At 73.2% G+C, this 18,970-nt stretch carries 15 protein-coding genes; 8 read left to right on the top strand and 7 right to left on the bottom strand.

The window, feature by feature from the left end:
- The first annotated feature begins 58 nt into the window (after nt 1-58).
- Together H284_RS20155 and H284_RS0111130 are read left to right on the top strand one after the other, a co-directional pair.
- Nucleotides 59-436 (top strand): ArsR/SmtB family transcription factor, encoded by a 378-nt coding sequence (locus H284_RS20155; protein ID WP_051092477.1) that lies wholly within the window; start codon nt 59-61, stop codon nt 434-436.
- A complete protein-coding gene (locus tag H284_RS0111130; RefSeq protein WP_018192733.1) occupies nt 433-927 on the top strand; it encodes an SRPBCC family protein in 495 nt (164 codons plus the stop codon). Before H284_RS20155 ends, H284_RS0111130 begins: the two co-directional genes overlap by 4 nt.
- Nucleotides 928-1,061: 134 nt before the next feature.
- Here the strand turns inward: H284_RS0111130 and H284_RS0111125 are convergent, their stop codons facing one another.
- Genes H284_RS0111125 through H284_RS0111095 form a run of 7 tightly spaced genes read right to left on the bottom strand, consistent with a single transcriptional unit; the run spans nt 1,062 to nt 10,347 of the window.
- A complete protein-coding gene (locus tag H284_RS0111125) occupies nt 1,062-1,823 on the bottom strand; it encodes an alpha/beta fold hydrolase (protein WP_020076287.1) in 762 nt (253 codons plus the stop codon).
- Nucleotides 1,824-1,832: 9 nt separating this feature from the next.
- The gene (locus tag H284_RS0111120) at nt 1,833-3,731 is read right to left on the bottom strand and encodes an MBL fold metallo-hydrolase (protein WP_020076286.1); all 1,899 of its coding nucleotides are present in this window, start codon (nt 3,729-3,731) and stop codon (nt 1,833-1,835) included.
- Complete coding sequence (locus H284_RS0111115; RefSeq protein WP_020076285.1) at nt 3,728-5,629, bottom strand: alpha-amylase family protein; 1,902 nt, start codon at nt 5,627-5,629, stop codon at nt 3,728-3,730. The genes H284_RS0111120 and H284_RS0111115 overlap by 4 nt, the downstream gene beginning before the upstream one ends.
- Nucleotides 5,630-5,652: 23 nt before the next feature.
- The gene (gene gtfA, locus H284_RS0111110; RefSeq protein WP_020076284.1) at nt 5,653-7,125 is read right to left on the bottom strand and encodes a sucrose phosphorylase; all 1,473 of its coding nucleotides are present in this window, start codon (nt 7,123-7,125) and stop codon (nt 5,653-5,655) included.
- The gene (locus H284_RS20150; RefSeq protein ID WP_231371294.1) at nt 7,122-7,961 is read right to left on the bottom strand and encodes a hypothetical protein; all 840 of its coding nucleotides are present in this window, start codon (nt 7,959-7,961) and stop codon (nt 7,122-7,124) included. The genes gtfA and H284_RS20150 overlap by 4 nt, the downstream gene beginning before the upstream one ends.
- Complete coding sequence (locus H284_RS0111100) at nt 7,961-8,860, bottom strand: hypothetical protein (RefSeq protein ID WP_020076282.1); 900 nt, start codon at nt 8,858-8,860, stop codon at nt 7,961-7,963. Before H284_RS0111100 ends, H284_RS20150 begins: the two co-directional genes overlap by 1 nt.
- Nucleotides 8,857-10,347, bottom strand: coding sequence for an FGGY family carbohydrate kinase (locus tag H284_RS0111095; protein WP_020076281.1), 1,491 nt, complete (start codon nt 10,345-10,347; stop codon nt 8,857-8,859). Before H284_RS0111095 ends, H284_RS0111100 begins: the two co-directional genes overlap by 4 nt.
- Before the next feature lie 78 nt (nt 10,348-10,425).
- Between H284_RS0111095 and H284_RS0111090 the strand changes: the two genes are divergently transcribed.
- From H284_RS0111090 to H284_RS0111065, 6 genes are all read left to right on the top strand, one after another.
- On the top strand, nt 10,426-11,262 hold the full coding sequence (locus H284_RS0111090; protein WP_020076280.1) for a DeoR/GlpR family DNA-binding transcription regulator: 837 nt from the start codon (nt 10,426-10,428) through the stop codon (nt 11,260-11,262).
- On the top strand, nt 11,262-12,557 hold the full coding sequence (gene otnK, locus H284_RS0111085; protein ID WP_020076279.1) for a 3-oxo-tetronate kinase: 1,296 nt from the start codon (nt 11,262-11,264) through the stop codon (nt 12,555-12,557). The genes H284_RS0111090 and otnK overlap by 1 nt, the downstream gene beginning before the upstream one ends.
- Nucleotides 12,554-13,219, top strand: a complete 666-nt coding sequence (locus tag H284_RS0111080; protein ID WP_020076278.1) for a class II aldolase/adducin family protein — start codon at nt 12,554-12,556, stop codon at nt 13,217-13,219. Before otnK ends, H284_RS0111080 begins: the two co-directional genes overlap by 4 nt.
- A gap of 74 nt (nt 13,220-13,293) precedes the next feature.
- Nucleotides 13,294-15,306, top strand: a complete 2,013-nt coding sequence (locus H284_RS0111075) for an ABC transporter transmembrane domain-containing protein (protein ID WP_029042909.1) — start codon at nt 13,294-13,296, stop codon at nt 15,304-15,306.
- Complete coding sequence (locus H284_RS0111070) at nt 15,287-17,029, top strand: ABC transporter ATP-binding protein (RefSeq protein WP_020076276.1); 1,743 nt, start codon at nt 15,287-15,289, stop codon at nt 17,027-17,029. Before H284_RS0111075 ends, H284_RS0111070 begins: the two co-directional genes overlap by 20 nt.
- Nucleotides 17,026-18,873 (top strand): protein O-GlcNAcase, encoded by a 1,848-nt coding sequence (locus tag H284_RS0111065; RefSeq protein WP_020076275.1) that lies wholly within the window; start codon nt 17,026-17,028, stop codon nt 18,871-18,873. The genes H284_RS0111070 and H284_RS0111065 overlap by 4 nt, the downstream gene beginning before the upstream one ends.
- Nucleotides 18,874-18,970: the final 97 nt, after the last annotated feature.

Below are 18,970 nucleotides of genomic sequence, written 5' to 3'. Positions count from 1 at the left end.
GCGCCTCGCGAGATTCGGGGATTGCGCACAGTGCCGCGTCGCGCTAACGTACAACCAAATGGTTGTAGATGAGTTGACGGATGCTGAGGTCGATCGCATCTTCCAGGCACTGGCGGATGCGACCCGGCGGGATATCGTCGCGCGGTCGCTGCAGGGGGAGCACTCGGTGAGCGAGCTCGCCCGGCGGTACGACATGAGCTTCGCCGCCGTGCAGAAGCACGTCGCCGTGCTCGAGCGGGCGGGACTCGTCCGCAAGCGGACCCGCGGACGCGAGCGCGTCGTGTCGGGCGACCCGGAGACGATCCGGCGGGCGTCCCGGCTGCTCGACGCCTACGAGGAGATCTGGCGCCGTCGCGATCGCGCCATCGACGGCATCCTCGCCGAGGAGGCCCGAAGCACGCTGAGCACCACCGAACCAGAGAGGAACGAGCGATGACCTTCATCGAGTCGAACAAGGACGTGGATGCGCTGACGCTCACGTTCGTCACCGAGTACGACGCGCCGCCGGAGCGCGTGTGGCAGCTGTGGTCCGACCCGCGCCAGCTGGAGCGGTGGTGGGGACCGCCGACCTGGCCGGCCACGTTCGAGGTGTTCGAGTTCGAGCCGGCGGGACGGGCGTCCTACTACATGACCGGGCCTGACGGCACGAAGGCCCATGGCTGGTGGCGGTTCGTCGAGATCGAGCCTCCGGTTCGGATCTCGCTCGACGACGGCTTCGCCGACGACGACGGCAACCCGGCCCCCGGGGAGCCCGTCCGCATGACGACGACGCTCGAGGAGCGCGACGGCCGCACCCGTATGACGCAGCTCACCCAGTTCGCGAGCACGAAGCAGCTGGACGAGATGGTCGCGATGGGCATGGAGGAGGGCATGCGCGAGGCCGTCTCCCAGATCGACGATCTCCTCGCCGCCGACGTCACCCGCTGACGCATCCCATCCCCGCCGACATCCGACCCCCCGTCGAGTACGCACAAATTGCACGCCCCGAGCACCGCGGGCGTGCAGTTTGTGTGTACTCGACGGTGGGCGGAGAGGGGCGAGCGACGGAACGCCCCGCGAGGTCAGGGGGCGTCGAGGAAGGCGAGGAGGTGCGGCAGCGTGCGGCGGAGCGGGCCCGGGTCGCCCGCGGCGGCGAGACGCTCGCCCAGGTAGTCGCCGTGGATGCCGGGGACGATGAGGAGGCGCGCGTCAGGCAGCAGCGACGCCAGCTCGACAAAGTGTTCGGCCCGGACCACGTCACGATCCGCGCCGACCACGAGCGTGGGCGCCGACACGGAGGCGAGCAGCTCGTCGGAGAAGTCCTGGAACCCGAGCATCAGCTCGCGGTCGAGGTCGAACATCCGCCGCGCGTGCTCCGGGTCGCGGCTGACCGCGAGGTCGGCCTCCCGATACGGCGCGGGCAGGTCGTCGAACGTCCCGGCGGCGAGCCCGTCCCAGAAGCCGTCCACCATCCCGGCGCGACGCACCGGGGCCGAAGCCGCGATCAGCCGCCGCACCGCGGACGGATGCCGCGCCGCCAGCTGCAGAGCGACCTGACCTCCGTTGCTGAAGCCCAGCACATCCACCGGGCCCAGCCGGAGCTCGTCCAGCACGGCCGCGACGTCATCCGCCGAGCCTTCGAAGCTCGCAGGACGGTCACCCGAGGTCGTGCGGCCGTGCCCCTGCAGCTCGACCGCGAGCACCGATCGCGTCGGCGCGAGCAGCGGCAGCAGCATCCCCCAGTTCGACTCGATCGTGGAACCGCCGCCGTGGATCAGCAGCAGAGGCGGATGCGGCGAGTCCGGGTCGCCTTGCCATTCGCGATACAGGGGGATGCGTTCCACGCCCGCAGGCTAGCGGAGCGGCACCGAGGTGTCGAGGACTGCGCCCGGTGCGACCGTGTCCACCACGGCATCCCCCGCCTGGCCGTAGCGGGCGGCGCCGATCGTGACGTCCGCCGCGATCCGCTGACGCTTGCGCACGTTCGCCGTCGCCCGCACGGAGAACCGCAGCCGCACGGTCTCGCCCGCTCCCGCCACCACCGATGCGGCGTCCGGGTCGCTCCAGCCGGCGGGCGTCACCAGCCGCGCCACCACCTCGCGCGGCTCGTCGTAGGCGTTGACGACCACGACCTCGTAGTCGAGCTCCGCGCCCGGGGACACGCGCTGATAGAACGGCTCCACCAGCACCAGGTTGCCGTCGGCGGGCGGCAGCATCCCGTCGTCCGGCAGCAGCCCGTCGTGGATGGCGGCCAGCTCGTCGCCCTGCTCGGTCAGCAGCTGCAGGTAGTCCTCGTCCACCTCGCGACCCTGCCAGTGCCCGGTGATCATGAGACCGGGGGCGACGCGACGGTACAGCGCTGCGCTCTGGATGAAGTCGTCACGCCGGAACCGGTTTCGGTACTGGTAGTTGAGGATCTCGCGCTGGACACCGAGCCGCCCCTCCGCGGTCTGCTGGTCACCGGTCGCGAGCACCCGCACGCCGTCGACCTCGAACTCGAACGCGGCGGCGTAGAGGGTATGACCGGGCAGCTCGTGCGTGACGATCTCGTACTCCTGCCAGCGCACCGTCTCGCCGAGACCAAGCACCCGGTCGGCCGGAATGGGCTCGAACCACTGGCACGGAAGGTCGGTGCGCATCGGGTCGGCCATGATCGGCGCGACGTTCTCGGGCAGCCACACCTCGGTGCCCTCGACGTCGCGCAGCAGGTTCAGCCCCGCGATGTGGTCGTCGTGGTAGTGCGTGCCGAGTACGACCTCCACCGAGGTGACCCCGAAGTCGCGCTTGAGCGCCGGGATCGACGCCAGCCATGGCCGCCGTGCGGCGCGGTCGGTGCCGGCGGGCCAGCCGGTGGACATGTCGTAGCCGTAGTCGATGAACAGCGCGGCGCCGGAGTCGCTGAGCAGCACGTACACGCACGAGTTGGCGGTGCGGTTGAGCAGCAGGTGGTCGGTGAGCCGGACGAAGGGACGCTCCAGCCAGTCGCGCAGATCCCACGGGTGGGTGCGCCGCGAGTCGACGTAGCCGCTCATCCGGGTGGCCAGCTGGTCGAGTGCGTCGACGGCCTCGGGCATGGGCTCGCCGTGCGACGGGAGCAGGATGGTCGGCTCCTCCTCCTGCAGCAGCAGGCACGAGAGCACGTTCATCGCCGGTCCCTCGTTCTCGGTGTACGACCACTGCGTGGCCGCGAGCGACCACACCTTGCCCGGCGCGTAGATGAGGTCGCCCGTGAAGGCGACCCGCGCATCCCCGCTATCGACGAGGTAGGTGACCGACCCCATGGTGTGGCCGGGCGTCGGGACGGTCTTCACGTCGACGCCGCCGAATCGCGCGGTGCGGTACTCGGGCACGGTCCCGGCGATCGGCACAGGGTCGAGCAGGGAGAAGCGGTCCTGGCGCAGGTTGTAGTCGTTGTACAGCGCGCGGGCCGACCACATCTCATCCACGCGGGCGAAGAGGTCCTGCTCGACCGGGGGCACGAAGATCGGGATGCCGGCCTCGACCGCGCGCGGAAGGCCCTGCCCCTGGTCGCGATGGTGGTGCGTCATGAGCACCGCGTCGAGGGTCTCGAGGCCGAGTTCGCCGAGGTGGTCGAGCACGTCGCCCGAGCCGAAGTCGATGGCGATGGCGCCGGAACGCTCGGCGCCGGAACGCGCACCGCCGGCCGAACCGGCCGGCGGGATCACCACGTACACGTTGCACGTGTCCGTGAACCGGTGGACGCCCGGGGCGACCTCGGTGAACGCGCTCATACGGCGGATGGCTCCTTCTCGGCGGGTTCGCCCGCACGGCTCGCACGCGTCGCCCGGTAGGCGATCCAGAGACCGGCGATCTCATCCAGGTCGGCGTCGGTAACCGTCTCGCGGCTGTTGTCGATGGACTCCACGTAGTACAAGGCCGGAACCCCGAGCTCGGGCTGGATGCGCGAGTAGGCGAGCCACTCGTCGCGATTCGGCATCGGCCACTGGTCGGTGTCGATCGGGTGGCCGGGAAGGGCGGCCGCGGCGATGTCGTGGCGGTAGCGCAGCTGGTCGGCGACGGGCACCGGGTCGCCGTGGACCGAGTCCTCGAGCACGTCGTTGAGGCGCACCATGTCGGTGACCCCGGAGAACGAGGGATGCACGGTGTGCGTCACGACCAGCGCATCCGGCTTGGCCGCCTTTGCCGCGTCGTGGATGGTCGCGATGATCGCGTGCAGCGCGCTGATGCCCCACACGTCGTCGCCGTGCGTGCGAAGGGTGACACCGGACGGCGCGCGCTGGGTGAAGTCCACCTTGAAGCCGTCGGCGTCGAGTCCGTCGGCCGACAGCATCCGCGTGACCTGGTCGCGCAGCGCGTCGAGGTAGGCGGGATTCGACGGGTCGACGGCGACGGGGCGACCGTGCGCGTCGCGCACGGTCAACTCCGGCGGCAGGCCGGCCGGGTCCCACGCCTTGAACCACAGCAGGACGCGCTGACCGGCGGCGTGCCGCGCGTCGATCCAGCCGCGGAGGTCCGGCCACTTCTCGGTGTCGACCGTGTTGGTGCCGTAGTCGGCCTGCCAGCGGTCGTCGATGACGACGGTGCCCGGGTGGATGTCGCGCTCGGCGAGACGGTTCAGCCACCGGTCGTAGAGGTACTGGCGGGCGAGGTCGGGGGCGAAGGCGGCACCGGCCGGGAGCACGAACCCGTCCGCATTGTCGGTGGCGAGCGCTTCGCCCTCGTGGCTCATCCGGACGGCGAGCGCGCACTGCGCCCCCCAGCCGCAGAAGATCGGCTCGTGCCACCACTCGGCGCCGGCGCTCGGCTCCTCGGCCCAGCCGCGCTCGAGCAGGTCGTCGCAGTAGTCGCGGATGAGGCTCAGCGGCGCGCCGCCGGGCCGCAGCACGAACTCAGGCGACACCCATCCACCCGCGCGGACCCGCGTGTGGCCCTCGTAGGTGAGGCGGAACAGGAAGCCGCCGTCGATCGCGTCGTAGCGGAACGTCGTGAAGCCCAGCTGCGCGATCGGCGCGACCACCGAGACGCCGAGCCAGTCGCCGACGGGCATGTCGGTCGGTCCGTGCGGCGCGTCCGGTGCGATGGACGGCCGGCCGAGGCCGAACACCAGCGGGGGCGGCGAGAAGATGCCGTTCAGCCGGCCAGGCTCGGCGTCGCCGACGACGCCGAGCTGCGCCTGGGTGTTGGAGGCGCGGACGACCTGGATGGGCTCGGTCGGCGTCGGCACGAAGACCGACGGGAAGCGGATGCCCGAGCGGAACGTGCCGGCCGCCCCCGTCGGCAGGGCTGCCTGACCGCCGAAGATCGTCAGGTCGGTGATCCGGGCGTCGTCGTCCTCCGTCGTCACCTCGACGCGGGCGCGGACCTCGCTCGGTGTGCAGTTCAGGACGACGGCCTTGGTCGCCCACGCGCTGGAATCGGTGAGCACGGTGACGCGCACCGTGCCGTCCTCCTGCTCCTCCACGGTGACCGCGGTCGGCCCGGACGACTCGTCCGGGAGGCCGACGCGGTCGACGCTCGCGAGGAGCGACAGATCGCTCCAGAGCTCCCCATTGGGGCCGGCGATGGTCGCGCGCGGCCGGGTGAGCGCGACGCCGAGCGTGTAGGCGGGCGCGACGAGGACGACCTCGGTCGCGCTGCGGGTGACGGTGATGTCCTGGATGGTCTGCATGGTCCTCGGTGGGGGAAGAGGGGTCAGAGAGCGGCGAGTGCGGGCACGGAGTCGGCGGTGAGCTGGCCGCCGGCACCCGCGAGGCGGATGCGGAATCCGGGTTCGGGGGCGAACGAGACGGTGAGGGTGGCGCGCTCGTCGCCGAGCACCCACTCGAGGTCGAGCGAGCCGTCCGCCTCCACACGGTAGCGGAACTCGCCCTGGAAAGCCGGATGCGTCGAGCGCAGGCGGACGAGCGCGAGTTGCGCGCGCGTCACCTCGCTCGCGAGCGCCGTCTCCAGCTCGTCGGGCGTGTACACGTGACGGTTGACGTCGCGGCCCTGGCCGGTGCGCTGGAAGAGCGCCACGTCATCCAGACCGCCGAACAGCCCGACGTAGTACAGCTGCGGTTTGCCGGGGAGCCACAGCTGCACCGCCCGGGCGAGCAGGTAGCTGCGCGCGTCGGCGCCCAGGGAGGAGAAGAAGGTCGCGTTGATCTGGTGCGGAAGGCTCATCCACGCGGGGATGACGGAGGCGACGGTCGAGTGGCCGCCGGTCGCGACGGCGGCCCGCTCGAAGATGGCGGCCATCTCGCCCTGGTCGATGAGCCCAGGCCGATCGCCGGAGGGTCCGGCGTCGATGATGCCGATGCCGTCGTGGGTGTCGAGCACGGTGATCGCGTTCTGCGGGCGGATGCGCATCCACTCGACGAGGCGATCGGAGGTGCCCGTGCCCAGGCTGTGGAGCAGCAGCGGTGCGAGCGCGAAGTCGTAGACGTAATCGACGAGCGGCGCGATGGCGAGCTGTTGCGTGTAGTGGGCGTGCACCTCCACGAGCACGCGGAGCCCCTCATCGCGGGCCATCGCGACGATCTCGCGGACGAACTCGAGCGTCTCCGGGGTCATGAAGCTGTCGGTGCCGGGCGTCTTGACCGCGTAGCCGACCGCGTCGAGACGGACCGTGGTGACGCCGCCCGACCGCAGGGTCGCGAGGATGCGGCGCAGGTACACGCGGGCCCGGTCGTTGGCCACATCCAGGTCGACCTGGTTCGGCATGAAGGTGGTCCACACCAGCCGGCGGCGGCCGTCGGCCATCCGGTAGGCCGTGAACGGCAGACCGGGCCGCGGGCGGTAGAACGCCGTGATGCCGTCCTCGGTCGCACCGTCGGGGAAGACCGTGTCGAAGGTGAGGAACATCCCGTCATGGGCGGACTGCTCGCCGTTCGCCACCCAGTCCACGAACTCGGCGGAGTCGCTCGACACGTGGTTGACGATCAGGTCGGCGGTCACCTCGCGCTCCGCAGCGAGGGCACGGACGTCGTCCCAGGTGCCCAGGCGCGGGTCGACCGCGCCGTGGTCGATGGGGTCGAAGCCCGCGTCGGCGCCGTCGAAAGGCACGAAGAACGGCAGGATGTGCACCCCGGCGAAGTCGCGCAGCGGGCCCTCGAGCAGCGCGCGCAGCCGCGGCAGGTCGCCGCCGAGGCGGTCCGCGTAGGCGAGCAGGTCGACGCCGGTCATGCGCGGGTTCCGTCCGCCGGGGTCCCGTCCGCCGGACCCGCCGCGGCGGAGGTACCGCCGGACCCGGGAGGCGCCGGCCGGTTCGCGCTGGCGTCCGGCGTTCCCGGGTCCGACGGGGTCAGGGCCTCCCGCAGGCCGGCGACGCCGCCGGCCGGAGAGGTGAGCACGGGGAGGTCGACGCCGGCCGATTCGGCGGCCGGTGCCATGGAGGCCTGGGCGAGGACGAGGACGGAGGCCGTTCCGCTGTCCGCGAGCCGGCGCACCTCGTCGGCGATGAGCCGGTCGTGGGTGGCCTGGTCGCCGGCGGCCCGTGCGGCCGCAGCGCCCTCGACGACCGTCGCGGTGACGTCGACCGCGACGCCGCGCGCCGCCGCCTCCCGCTCGATCAGCCGGGTGGTCGGCCCGAGCGTCGCGGTGTTCGTCGCGAGCACCGCGATCCCCCCAGCCGACAGCTCCTGAGTTTTTTCGCCCTCGGACGGCGTGTCAGGCCGAAAAACTCCGGAGCTGTTGGCGTGGGCGGCGAGACGGACGGACTCGGCGGCCATGGCGGCGTCGACGCGGATGACGGGGATGCGGAGCGCAGCAGCCGCCTCCTCCGCGGCCTCGCCGATCGATGAGCAGGTCACGAGCACGGCGTCCGCGCCCGAGTCCGCGAGGTGACGCAGGTGCCCGACGACGCGCTCGCGCACCGCGGGGGTGACGCCCTCGGCGATGGCCGTCTCGAGCATCCACGCGTCGACGACATGCTCACGCGAGGCACCGGGAACGGCATCGGCGACGAGCGCGTCGAACGTCGGCGCGAGCGCCGGGACGGTGTGCAGCAGTCCCGCGATCATCACGCCTCCCGCCACGGCCGGGCCTCGCGGTCGACGACCTCGATGAGCGCTTCGAGACGCGGGACCGACAGCTCGCGCAGAGCCGACGGCACGTCGTCGCGGCCGACGACGTCGCTCCACAGGGCACGTCCGGCGAGGAAGCCGCTCGCACCGGCCTGGCACGCCGCCTCGACCGCGGGCAGGAACGCCGGCCGGTCGACACCCTGCGAGAGCACGACCCACGGCCCGGTGATGGAGGCGTTGAGCTTCTCGCTCGCGTCGCGCTGCGCTGCTTCATCACCGGTGCCCGACATCGGCACCTGCACCTTGTAGAGGCTCTGGCCGAGCGGCGACAGCTCCTCCGCGGCCTCGCGAATGGCGACATCCAGATCCCAGTTGCCGGCGTCGAGCTCCTCGGGGGTGGCCCGGACGACCGGCTCCAGCACGGAGAGCACGCCGCGCGTACGGCACTCGGCGACGAACCGCTCGACCAGCCGGACGCGCTGCTCGCGCTTGGCGTCGCGCCGCCAGATCACGAGCAGCTTCAGCGCCGAGACGCCGGCCAGATCGGTCTGGTCGAGGACGACCTCGTCGAGTGCGGTCTCCTCGACCGGACCGCCGTCCTCCTGGGTGAGGGCGTCTGCGGCGAGGATGAGGCCCGTCTCGGGCGGGAGCGCGTCGCGCACGGCCTCGAACCCGTAGTGCCGGTCGATCAGGAAACCGGATGCGAGCGGGCCGAGCGCCTCGGCGACGTCGAGCTTGAACCGGATGAGCATGTCGTCCGCCGGGCGTCCGGCACCCGCCAGATCGAACATGTGGCGGAGGCTCTCGCGCTGATCCATCGCGACCATCGCGAGGCCGCCGCTGGGGCGGGCGATGGCGTCGAGGTCGAGCGCCGGGCGGGAGGTGGTGTCGGTCATGCGTGTTCCTTGTCGTGGAGCGTGGCCGCGCGCACGAAGGCGTCCAGCAGTGCTGGATCGCCCGCGGACGCGGCGCTGTCGGCGCTGCGCAGGGGCAGCGAGGTCGTGAGGCCGGTGACGCGGTGGGCGGCCAGCATGGCGGCGCCGGTGGCGACCGGCTCCGCAGCGTCCACGCGACGCAACGCGCCGGGGACGAAACGCTGCTTGAGCCGCCACCAGGCACCGTTGGCCGCACCCGGACCGCCGAGAACGGCGAGGTCGACGGAACGCGGGCCGGCGAGGTCGGTCTGGGCCGCATCCATCCACGCCAGCTGCAGCGCGAGTCCGGCGAGCACCGCGGTCAGCGTCGCGGCGGGGTCGGCCAGCCCGGTGGATGCGGTGCCCGCGTCGCCCGCGGAGGCGAGCTCCACGAGGCGCAGCGTCGCGGCGGGGTCCGGCGCGGGCGACTGACGCCCGCGAAGGTACGGGAGCAGGACGGCCTCGACCGGGCCGCCCGCGAGCCCGAGCGCCTGCTCCTGCACATCGTGGCGATCGGCCCCGGGCAGCAGCTCGGCGAACGCCCATTCCACCAGCGCACCGGCGGTGGGATTGCCCGCCAGCAGCGTCTCGTGCGCGCCGTCCACGGTGCGCGCGAGGCTCATCCCGTGGCGGCGCGCGCCCCCGCGGGAGACGGCGTCGGCAACCCGCAGCAGCGCCTCGGCGGTGCCGACGGAGTCGGCGGCCTGGCCGGGTTCGCGGACTCCCGCGGCCCAGGCGCCGACGGCGTGGTCGTGGCCGGCGACGACCACGGGCAGCCCGGCTGGGAGGCCAAGCGCGGCGGCGGCCGAGGCCGTCAAAGTCCCGGCGATAGCGCCCGGCTCGACGACGCGCGGGAAGCGCTCAGGGGTCACGCCGGCGAGCGCGAGCAGCTCGGGGTCGAAGGATGCGGCGAGCGCGCCCCCGCGCTCGGGCAGGCGATACGCCATGGTGCGGGCGGCGAGCGTGTGGTCCGTGGCCGCCTCTCCGGTGAGCGCCTCGACGATCAGCCCGTCGGCGCCGCGCCAGCGCGCATCGGCGAGCCGCGCATCCCCGTCTGCCGCCAGCCGGAGCCAGTGCGTCAGCGGCGACTTGGCCGGGGCGGGCACGCCGGTCGCCGCGTACAGCGCCCCGGCGCCGGCGGCCGCGACCAGGCGGTCGGCGGTCGCCGTGTCTCCGTCGGCCCAGCGCAGGAGGTCGCCCTGGGGGCGTCCGTCCGGGGCGACCAGGCAGCCGGTCTCGCCCATCGAGGCCACGCCGAGCGCGGCGATCGGGTACGGGCTATCGGCGGCGATCTCCCGGATCGCCCCCAGCACGACCGCCTGGAGCGCCGCGCCGCTTCCGGGCGTCGGGACGGTCAGCGTCCGCTCTTCGCGCACGGAATCGCCCAGCAGCGCCAGGACCACCTTGGTGTTGGTGGTGCCGACGTCCACGCCGAGGGCGGCGAGAGAGGCGGAGGTCACGTGCTCCATTCTGTTTACTTCTGAACATTCACGTCAAGATTTGTGCGTTTGTTGACAAGCGTTCGGGGCAGCCGCTTGGATGGACGGGTGCGTTACACCGATGCCCCCGCCCGCCGCGAGGAGCTGCTCCGACGGCTCTCCGCCGAGGGCTACGTGTCGTCGTCGCGCGTCGCGGAGGAGCTCGGCGTCTCCGAGATGACCATCCGCCGCGACCTCCGCCAGCTCGAAGGGGAGGGGCTCGCCCGCCGGGTGATCGGCGGCGCCAGCCTCCCGAACCTCGGCCACGGGCGTCCCTTCGACGAGCGCGCCGTCACCGGCAGCGGCGAGAAGCACGCCATCGCCGAGGCCTGCCTCGACCTTCTCGACGGCGCCGTCACGGTCGCCCTCGACGCCGGCACCTCCGTCGCACCCCTGACCGGGATGCTGCAGCCCGGCACCACGATCGTGAGCCACTCCGCGCCGGTCATCCAGGCCGCCATCGAGCGTGCCGACGTCGAGCTCGTCGCCGTCGGCGGCGTGTACCAGAGCGAGACCCGCTCCTTCGCCGGCGCCACCGCACGCCGGACCATCGCCGACTACTCCGTCGACATCGCCGTCCTCTCGGCGACGGCGGTCGACACCACCGGCATCCTCTGCGCCAACGCACTCGACGCCGAACTCAAGCAGGAGCTCGCCCGCGCGGCCCGCACCACCATCCTGCTGGTCGACCACTCCAAGCTCGGAGCGCGCGCCCCGATCCGCGTCGGCGGCCTGGACCTGGTGGATGTGATCCTCACGGACCCGGGCGCCGACCCCGACGACCTGCAGGCGCTGCGCGACGCCGGTGCGACCGTCGTCGTCGCCGGCGAGCACGTCGCGCCGGGCTCTCTGACCTCCCGCGCGACCAACGCCACCACCGACGCACCGGGGGTCGGTGTCTCGTGATGCGGCTCGGCGCTGTCGCCGACGACGTCACCGGAGCCTGCGACCTGGCGGGACGCGTCGCCGAAGCCGGGCTCCCGGCGAGCGTGCTGCTCGGCATCCCGGTTTCGGACGTATCGCCGGATGATGTGTTCGCCCCGGCCGGTTCGTCGTGCGCGGTCGTCGCCCTGAAGGTGCGGACCGCGCCCGTGGCGCACGCGGTCGCTGCCTCGTCGGAGGCCGCCCGGTTCCTCGTCGGCGCGGGCGCGACGCTGCTGTACCAGAAGTACTGCTCGACCTTCGATTCGACGCCGGAGGGCAACATCGGGCCGATCGCGGACGCGCTCGCGGCCGTCGCTGCGGAAGGCGCCGCAGCCGGTGCGCCGACCGCCGTCACCATCGGGACTCCCGCGACCCCGGACGCCGCGCGCACCCAGTACCAGGGCGTGCTCTTCGCCGGCGGGGTGCCGCTGGCCGAGTCCCCGATGCGCGACCACCCGCTGACGCCCATGCGCGACTCGAACGTCGTCCGCCTGCTCGCCCCGCAGACATCCGCGCCCGTCTCCCTGGTGCGCTGGCTGGACGTGCAGCGCGGGACCGACGCGGTCGTCGACCGCATCGGCGACGGACACACCCTCGTGGACGCCCTCACCGACGACGACCTCGACACCGTCGCGGCGGCCGTCCTCCGCGTGGCCGCCGAGCGTCCCGTAATCGCGGGCGGCGGCGCAGGGGTGGGGGCCGCGCTGGCGCGCGTCGCGGTCCGCGAGTTCGGCGCCACCGGACCCGCCGCCTCCCTCCCGGCCGTCCCCGTGACCGGCCGTCTCATCCTCGCCGGAAGCGCTTCCGCCGCCACCCGCGGTCAGATCGCTGCTTTCACCGGGGAACGCCACGAACTCGACCCGCTCGACCTCGCTCGCGACCCCGGCACGCTCGACCGCCTCCGCGAGGCCCTCGCCGCCCGCGCCGACCGGCTAGCGCCCGTCCTGGTGCACGCGTCGCCGGATGTGACGACCGCACAGCGCGAACTGGGCGCCGAGCGGGCCGCGGCACTGCTGGAGGACGCCCTCTCCGAACTCGCGGCCTGGGCCGTCAACGAGCTGGAGGTCAGTCATCTGCTCGTCGCGGGAGGCGAAACCTCCGGCGCCGTGACCACCCGCCTGGGCATCGAGCGCCTGCGGATCGGCGTGCAGGCCGCCCCCGGCGTGCCGTGGGCGGTCGCCCGCACAGGCTCCGGCCGGACCGTCGCCGTTCTGCTCAAGTCGGGCAACTTCGGCCTCCCGACGCTGTTCACCGACCCGTGGGAGGTGGCACCGTGACGCGCTCCGACGACACGGCCCTGCGGGAGAGGGATGTGCGCGAGGCGGAGGCCCGCGCGGCGGTCGTCCGCGCCTGCCGCCACCTGTCAGCGGCGGGCCTGTCGCCCGGAAGCTCGGGCAACGTCAGCGTCCGCGTCGGGTCGCGCATCATCGCGACGCCCACGGGCTCCTCCCTGCGCTCCGTGACCGAGGAGCAGCTGGCCGCGACGCCCGCCGATCAGGAGGGCGCACCGCGACCCACCAAGGAGCTGCCGCTGCACGCCGCGATGTACGCCGCGCATCCCGACGCCACCGCCGTGGTCCACCTCCACTCGCCGTACGCGACGGCGGTCGCCTGCCTTCCGGCGACGGAGGGCGGGTTCGCCCAGCTGCCTCCGCTGACGCCGTATCGCGTGATGCGGCTGGGCGATGTGCCGCTCGTGCCGTATGCGCGCCCGGGAAGCGCCGAACTCGCCGCGGGCGTGGCCGCGGCCGCGCCCGCGCATCCTGCTCTGCTGCTCGCCAACCACGGCCCCGTGGTCGCGGCCGGCACCCTCGACGGCGCCATCGACCTGGTCGAGGAGCTCGAGACGGCCGCCCTGCTGACGCTACTGCTGAAGCAGGCCCCGGCCGTCCCGCTCGACGCGGCGGCGATCGCCGCGCTCACCCCGCCGGGCCGCTGAACCGCCGTCCCGCCGTTCCGCCCACCGCACCTCCCCCACATCCCGCACCCGCTCGATCCCCCTCAGGAGCACTCGTGTCCAGCGTCCGCGCTGCTCGTCCGTCCGCCTCCCGTCCGCCGTCGCGCACACCGCGCGGCGCCCGCATCCCCTCGGCCAGGCCCACCGAACGGCATCTGTCGTCGGTGCCGCGGTTCCTGCTGTGGCAGGCCGCGCGACAGCCCGCCAGCCTCGGTGCCGGCATGCTGTTCGGCGTCGTCTGGATGCTGTGCCAGGCCGTCTGGCCCTACCTGCTCGGCCGCGCGGTCGACGAGGGCGTCTCCGGCGACTCCGGCCGCCTGTGGACCTGGTGCGGCGCCCTGCTGATCGTCGCCGTCGTCCAGGCGATCACCGGGATGCTGCGCCACCGGATGGCCATCTCCAACTGGCTGCGCTCGTCACTCGGCGTGGCCCGCCTGATCGGCTACCACTCCGCCGAGACCGGTCCGGCGATCACCGCGACGACCTCGTCGGGTGAGATCGTCGCGACCGTGAGCACCGACTCCCTGCGCCTGGGTGCGATGTACGAGGTGACCGCCCGGCTCGGCGGCGGTGTCGTCGCGTTCGTCGTGGTGTCGATCATCATGCTGTCCGCCAGTGTTCCGCTCGGGCTCGCCGTCGTCATCGGCGTCCCGGCCGTGGCCGCTGTGCTCGCCCTGCTGCTGCGGCCGCTTCGCGCACGGCAGGCCGTGTGGCGCGAGGAGTCCGGCGGCCTCACCACCCTCGGCGCCGACACGGTCGTCGGCCTGCGCGTGCTGCGCGGCATCGGCGGCGAGCAGGAGTTCGTCGAGCGGTATGCCGACCAGTCACAGCGGGTCCGTGCCGCCGGGGTCGGCGTGGCCAAGACGCAGAGCTGGCTCGACGGACTGCAGGTGCTCCTGCCCGGCGTCTTCCTGGTCTTCATCGTCTGGTTCGGCGCCCACCTCGCGGCCGACGGCACCATCACGCCCGGCCAGCTGACCGCGTTCTACGGCTATGCGACCTTCCTCGTGCTCCCGCTGCGCACCGCCGTCGAGGCCGCGCAGACCTTCACCGCCGGGGTCGTGTCCGCCCGTCGCGTGCTCTCCGTGCTCCGCACGCGGCCCGCCGCGCAGGACGCCGACGAGACCGCGGAGGCGCCGGCGTGGGGATCGGCCATCGAAGACCTCGCCTCCGGTGTCGTCATCCCGCCCGGCCGGTTCACTGCGATCGTGGATGCGGACCCCGACGAGGCCGCCGCCATCGCGACCCGCATCGGCCGCTTCGACGACGCCGTGCACCGCGAGGCGCCGGTGCTGTGGGGCGGCGTCGACCACACCCGCGTCCCCGTCCGCGACGTGCGCCGGCGCATCGTCGTGAACGACGCGAACCCGCACCTGTTCGGCGGCCGGTTGCTGGACGGCCTCGACACGTTGCCCGTGCGCGACGAGGAGGCCGGCAGCTGGCGCGAGGACGACACCTCCACCGGGCGGATGCGCCGGGTCTCCGCCGCGCTCGACGCGGCGGCAGCGACCGAGACCGTCGACGCCCTGCCCGAGGGCGTGCACGAGCGCGTCGCCGAGCGCGGCCGCACCTTCTCCGGCGGCCAGCGGCAACGCCTCAGCCTCGCCCGCGCGCTGCTCACCGACGCCGAGGTGCTCGTGCTCATCGAGCCGACGAGCGCGGTGGATGCGCACACCGAGTCGCAGATCGCCGAACGGCTCCGGGAGGCCCGCGACGGCCGCACCACCGTCGTCGTCACCGCCAGCCCGCTGCTCCTCGACCGGATGGACACCATCGCGGTGGTGCGGAAGGGCCGGGTCGTCGGCACCGGGATGCACCAGCAGCTGCTGCGCCAGGAGGACGACCTCGGCGACCTTTACCGCGCGATCGTCTCGCGCACGATCTCGGCCGCCGAGCCGGCCGAAGGCGAAGACCTCGACGCCGCCTGGACCGGCTCGATCGACGCGCTCTGGACGGCGACGCATCCCGTGACGGCGCAGCGCCCGGAAAGCGGACGCACGACGAAGAAGCCGAAGAAGAAGGACAAGCGCACGAAGAAGGGAACGGGCGATGCTGCTGCCGATCGCTAGCACCAGGACGGTCCGGGAGACCGGCGCGCGTCTCATCCGCCAGCACCGCGGCGGCCTCTCCGTCGTGCTGGTGCTGCACACCCTCGCCGCGGTCGCCGGTCTCGCCGGACCGGCCCTCATCGGCGTCATCATCGACGGCGTCACCGGCCACACCCTCGTCACGGGCGGGATCGACACGATCGCCCTCATCCTGCTCGTCGCCATCGTCTGCCAGGCCGTGCTGATCCGGTTCGCCCAGCGGCAGTCGATGGTTCTCGGCGAGGGGGTCTTCGCGCAGCTGCGGGAGGAGTTCCTCGCGACCGTCGCACGGCTCCCGCTCTCCACCGTCGAGGCGGCGGGGACGGGCGACCTGCTCGCGCGCACCACCAACGACATCCAGTCGGTCGCCCAGACCGTGCGGTTCGGCGTCCCGCGCATCCTGGTCGCCAGCGTCACGGCCGTGCTGACGGTGGTCGCGGCGTTCCTGGTGAACCCAGCCGTCGCTGTCGCCATGTTCGCCGGCGTGCCCATCCTCGTGATCGCAGCGCGCTGGTACCTCCGGCGCTCCGGCCCCGGCTACCAGCGCCAGCTCGCCTCCTACGCGACCCTCGGCGGAACGATCAGCGAGACCGTGGACGGCGTGCGGACCATCGAGGCGCTCAGCCTCGCCCCCGCGCAGCGCGCCAAGATCGATGCCGCGCTCCGCGAGCGCCGCGAGTCGGAGTGGTACACGCTCTGGCTGCGCTCCTGGTTCTTCCCGAGCACCGACATCGCGTTCCTGCTCCCGGTGATCGTCGTCATCGCGTGGGGCGCGTTCCTCGTGGGCAGCGGCGCCGCGACGATCGGCGCCGTCACCGCGGTCGCCCTCTACGCGATGCAGCTGGTGTCGCCGGTCGACGAGCTGATCAGCTGGCTGGACGAGATCCAGGTCGGCACCACCGCCCTGTCGCGCATCATCGGCGTTGCCGACGTGCCGGAGGACCGCCACGCGACCGGCGAGCAGCCGGTCGACGAGCACGTGCTGGCCGAAGACGTGCGCTTCTCCTACCGCGAAGGCACCGAGGTGCTGCACGGCGTCACCCTCGACCTGGCCGTCGGCGAGCGCCTCGCGATCGTCGGACCGTCCGGGTCGGGCAAGTCGACGCTCGGCCGCCTGATGGCCGGCATCACCGAGCCGACCAGCGGACGCATCACCGTCGGCGGTGTCCGGCTCGTCGACCTCCCGCTCGACGACCTCCGCAGCCACGTCGCCCTCGTCACGCAGGAGCACCACGTCTTCGTCGGCACCATCGCCGAGAACCTGTCGCTCGCGAAACCGGGCGCCGGCCGCGACGAGCTCGCCCGGGCGCTCCGGGTGGTGGATGCGCTGCGCTGGGTCGCCGCGATGCCGAAGGGACTCGACACGGTCGTCGGCTCCGGCGGCGTCGTCCTCACCCCGGCGCAGGCGCAGCAGCTCGCCCTCGCCCGGCTGGTGCTCCTCGACCCGCACACGCTCATCCTCGACGAGGCGACCTCGCTGCTCGACCCCACCGCAGCCCGCGACCTGGAACGCGCGATGAACCGCGTATTGGAGGGCCGGACCGTCGTCGCGATCGCGCACCGCCTCCACACCGCGCACGACGCCGACCGCATCGCCGTGGTGCGCGACGGCGCCGTGGAGGAGCTGGGCAGCCACGAAGAACTCGTGGCCGCGGGCGGTGCGTACGCGGAACTCTGGGCGTCGTGGCACGGAGGCGGTCGGTGAGCGCCGCGGGAGGGCCGGGCGCCCTCATGTGGCGCGGCGTCGTCGAAGGGTTCTACGGCGAACCCTGGTCGCACGCCGACCGGCTCGCCTGGTTCGAGCGGGGTGGTGCGATCGGGCTCGACCGCTACCTGTACGCCCCCAAGGACGACCCGTGGCACCGCGAGGAGTGGCGGGAGCCCTATCCCGTCGATCGACTCGCCGACCTCGCCGAGCTGAACCGGGCCGCCGCCGAGCGCGGCGTGCTCTTCGTCTACGCGATCTCGCCGGGCCTCTCGATGCGCTTCGACGACGACGCGGAGCACGACGCGCTCGCGGCGAAGTGCCGGCAGCTCCTCGACGCGGGCATCCGCTCGTTCGCCCTCCTCTTCGACGATGTGCCGATGGACGAGCCGGAGGCCCTCGGCCGCGCACACGGAGAGGTCGCGGCCCTGTTCGAGCGCGGCTTCCTCCGCCCCGCCGGCATCGACGAACCTGTGCTGCTCTGCCCGACCGACTACGCCGGCGTCAAGCGGACGCCGTACCGCGTCGGGCTGGCCAAGACGCTCCCGGCCGACGCCCGCCTGCTGTGGACGGGCGCGGACGTCGTTGTCGGCACGGTGACCGCCGACGACATCACCCGAGCCGTCGAGAGCTTCGGGCGTGACCTGGTGCTCTGGGACAACTTCCCCGTCAACGACTTCGACCGCTCGCGCGTCTTCCTCGGTCCGCTGACCGGGCGGGAGGCAGCGCCGGGACTGGTCGGCATCGTCGCCAACCCGATGGTCGAGGCAGCGCCCTCCCGGCTCGCGCTGGAGACGGTCGCAGAGTGGGCGGCCGACCCGGCCGGGTACGACGCGGCAGCGGCGGCCGACCGCGCCTATGCGGCCGTCATCGGCGGCGACCCGGGGCTCCGCGCCCTGGTGGCCGCGTGTAGCGCTTGGCCGCCCGGAGCCCCGCGCTGGCCGGAACTCGACGCCGCCGTCGACGCCGAGCGATGGGATGCGGCTGGCGCTCTGCTCTCCGAGCTCGCGGACACCCACGCGGCGACCTCCGTGCCGGCCGACCTCGCCGACCAGCTGGAGCCGTGGATCGTCGCGGCGCGGGCCGCCGGTTCCGCGGGAGCGCTCGCGTGCAGAGTCCTGGCCGCTCCGGACATCCACGCGGCCGGGCACGCCTCCGCGCTCCTCGACGCGCGACGTGAGCTGGAGTCCGAGTACGCCGACGTCGCGCGCGGCGCCGTCCTCGCGCTCGTCGACGCGGCCCTCGAACGCCTCGGAGTCGCAGCGCACCGCACCCACGGCGACGGCTCGCTCGTCGCCGTGCTTAGCGGCCCCAACCCGACGCCGGGCGACCGCGAGCTCGTCGAGTTCCTCGGCCGCTCCGGGATGCGCGCGCACCTGGGCGACGACCCGAACGCCGACCTCGTCATCGTCACGCGCGCCGCGCCCGAGGAAGTCGCGCGGGCCGCCGCATCCCGTCCCGTGCCGCTGCTGGCGTGGGGGCACCTCGTCCCGCTGGGGCTGGCCTCGGCCGCGGCCGTCCCGCTGTCGCTGGACCGCATCCACATCTCCGCCGCCGAGCACCCGGCCGCCGCGGGTCTCGACGGCGAGGTGGTCGTCTACCGCGGACGCTCGAAGCTCACCGTCGCGGACCCTCCACCAGACGCGGACGTGGTCGCACGCGACCCCGAGTCCGGCCGCGTGGTGATCGGCATCACCCCGGCGGGGTCTCCCCTTGCCGACGGCACGCCCGCTCCCGCCGCGCGCGCCACGTTCTTCCTCGCGGCCGACGGCTTCGCGCCGTGGCTGGTGACCCCCGAGGCTCGCGACCTCCTGCTCGCCACCCTCCGCGCCCTCCTCCCCTGATCCCCCGCAGATTCGTGCCGAATGTGCGGAATGGCGAGTCGATAACGCACATTCGGCACGAATCTCGCGCCTCCGACCGCGGAACGCACTCTCACGA

The sequence above is a fragment of the Cryocola sp. 340MFSha3.1 genome (assembly GCF_000383315.1).
In the GTDB taxonomy this organism is placed as follows: Bacteria; Actinomycetota; Actinomycetes; order Actinomycetales; family Microbacteriaceae; genus Leifsonia.
This window is presented reverse-complemented; position numbering and strand designations above follow the sequence as displayed.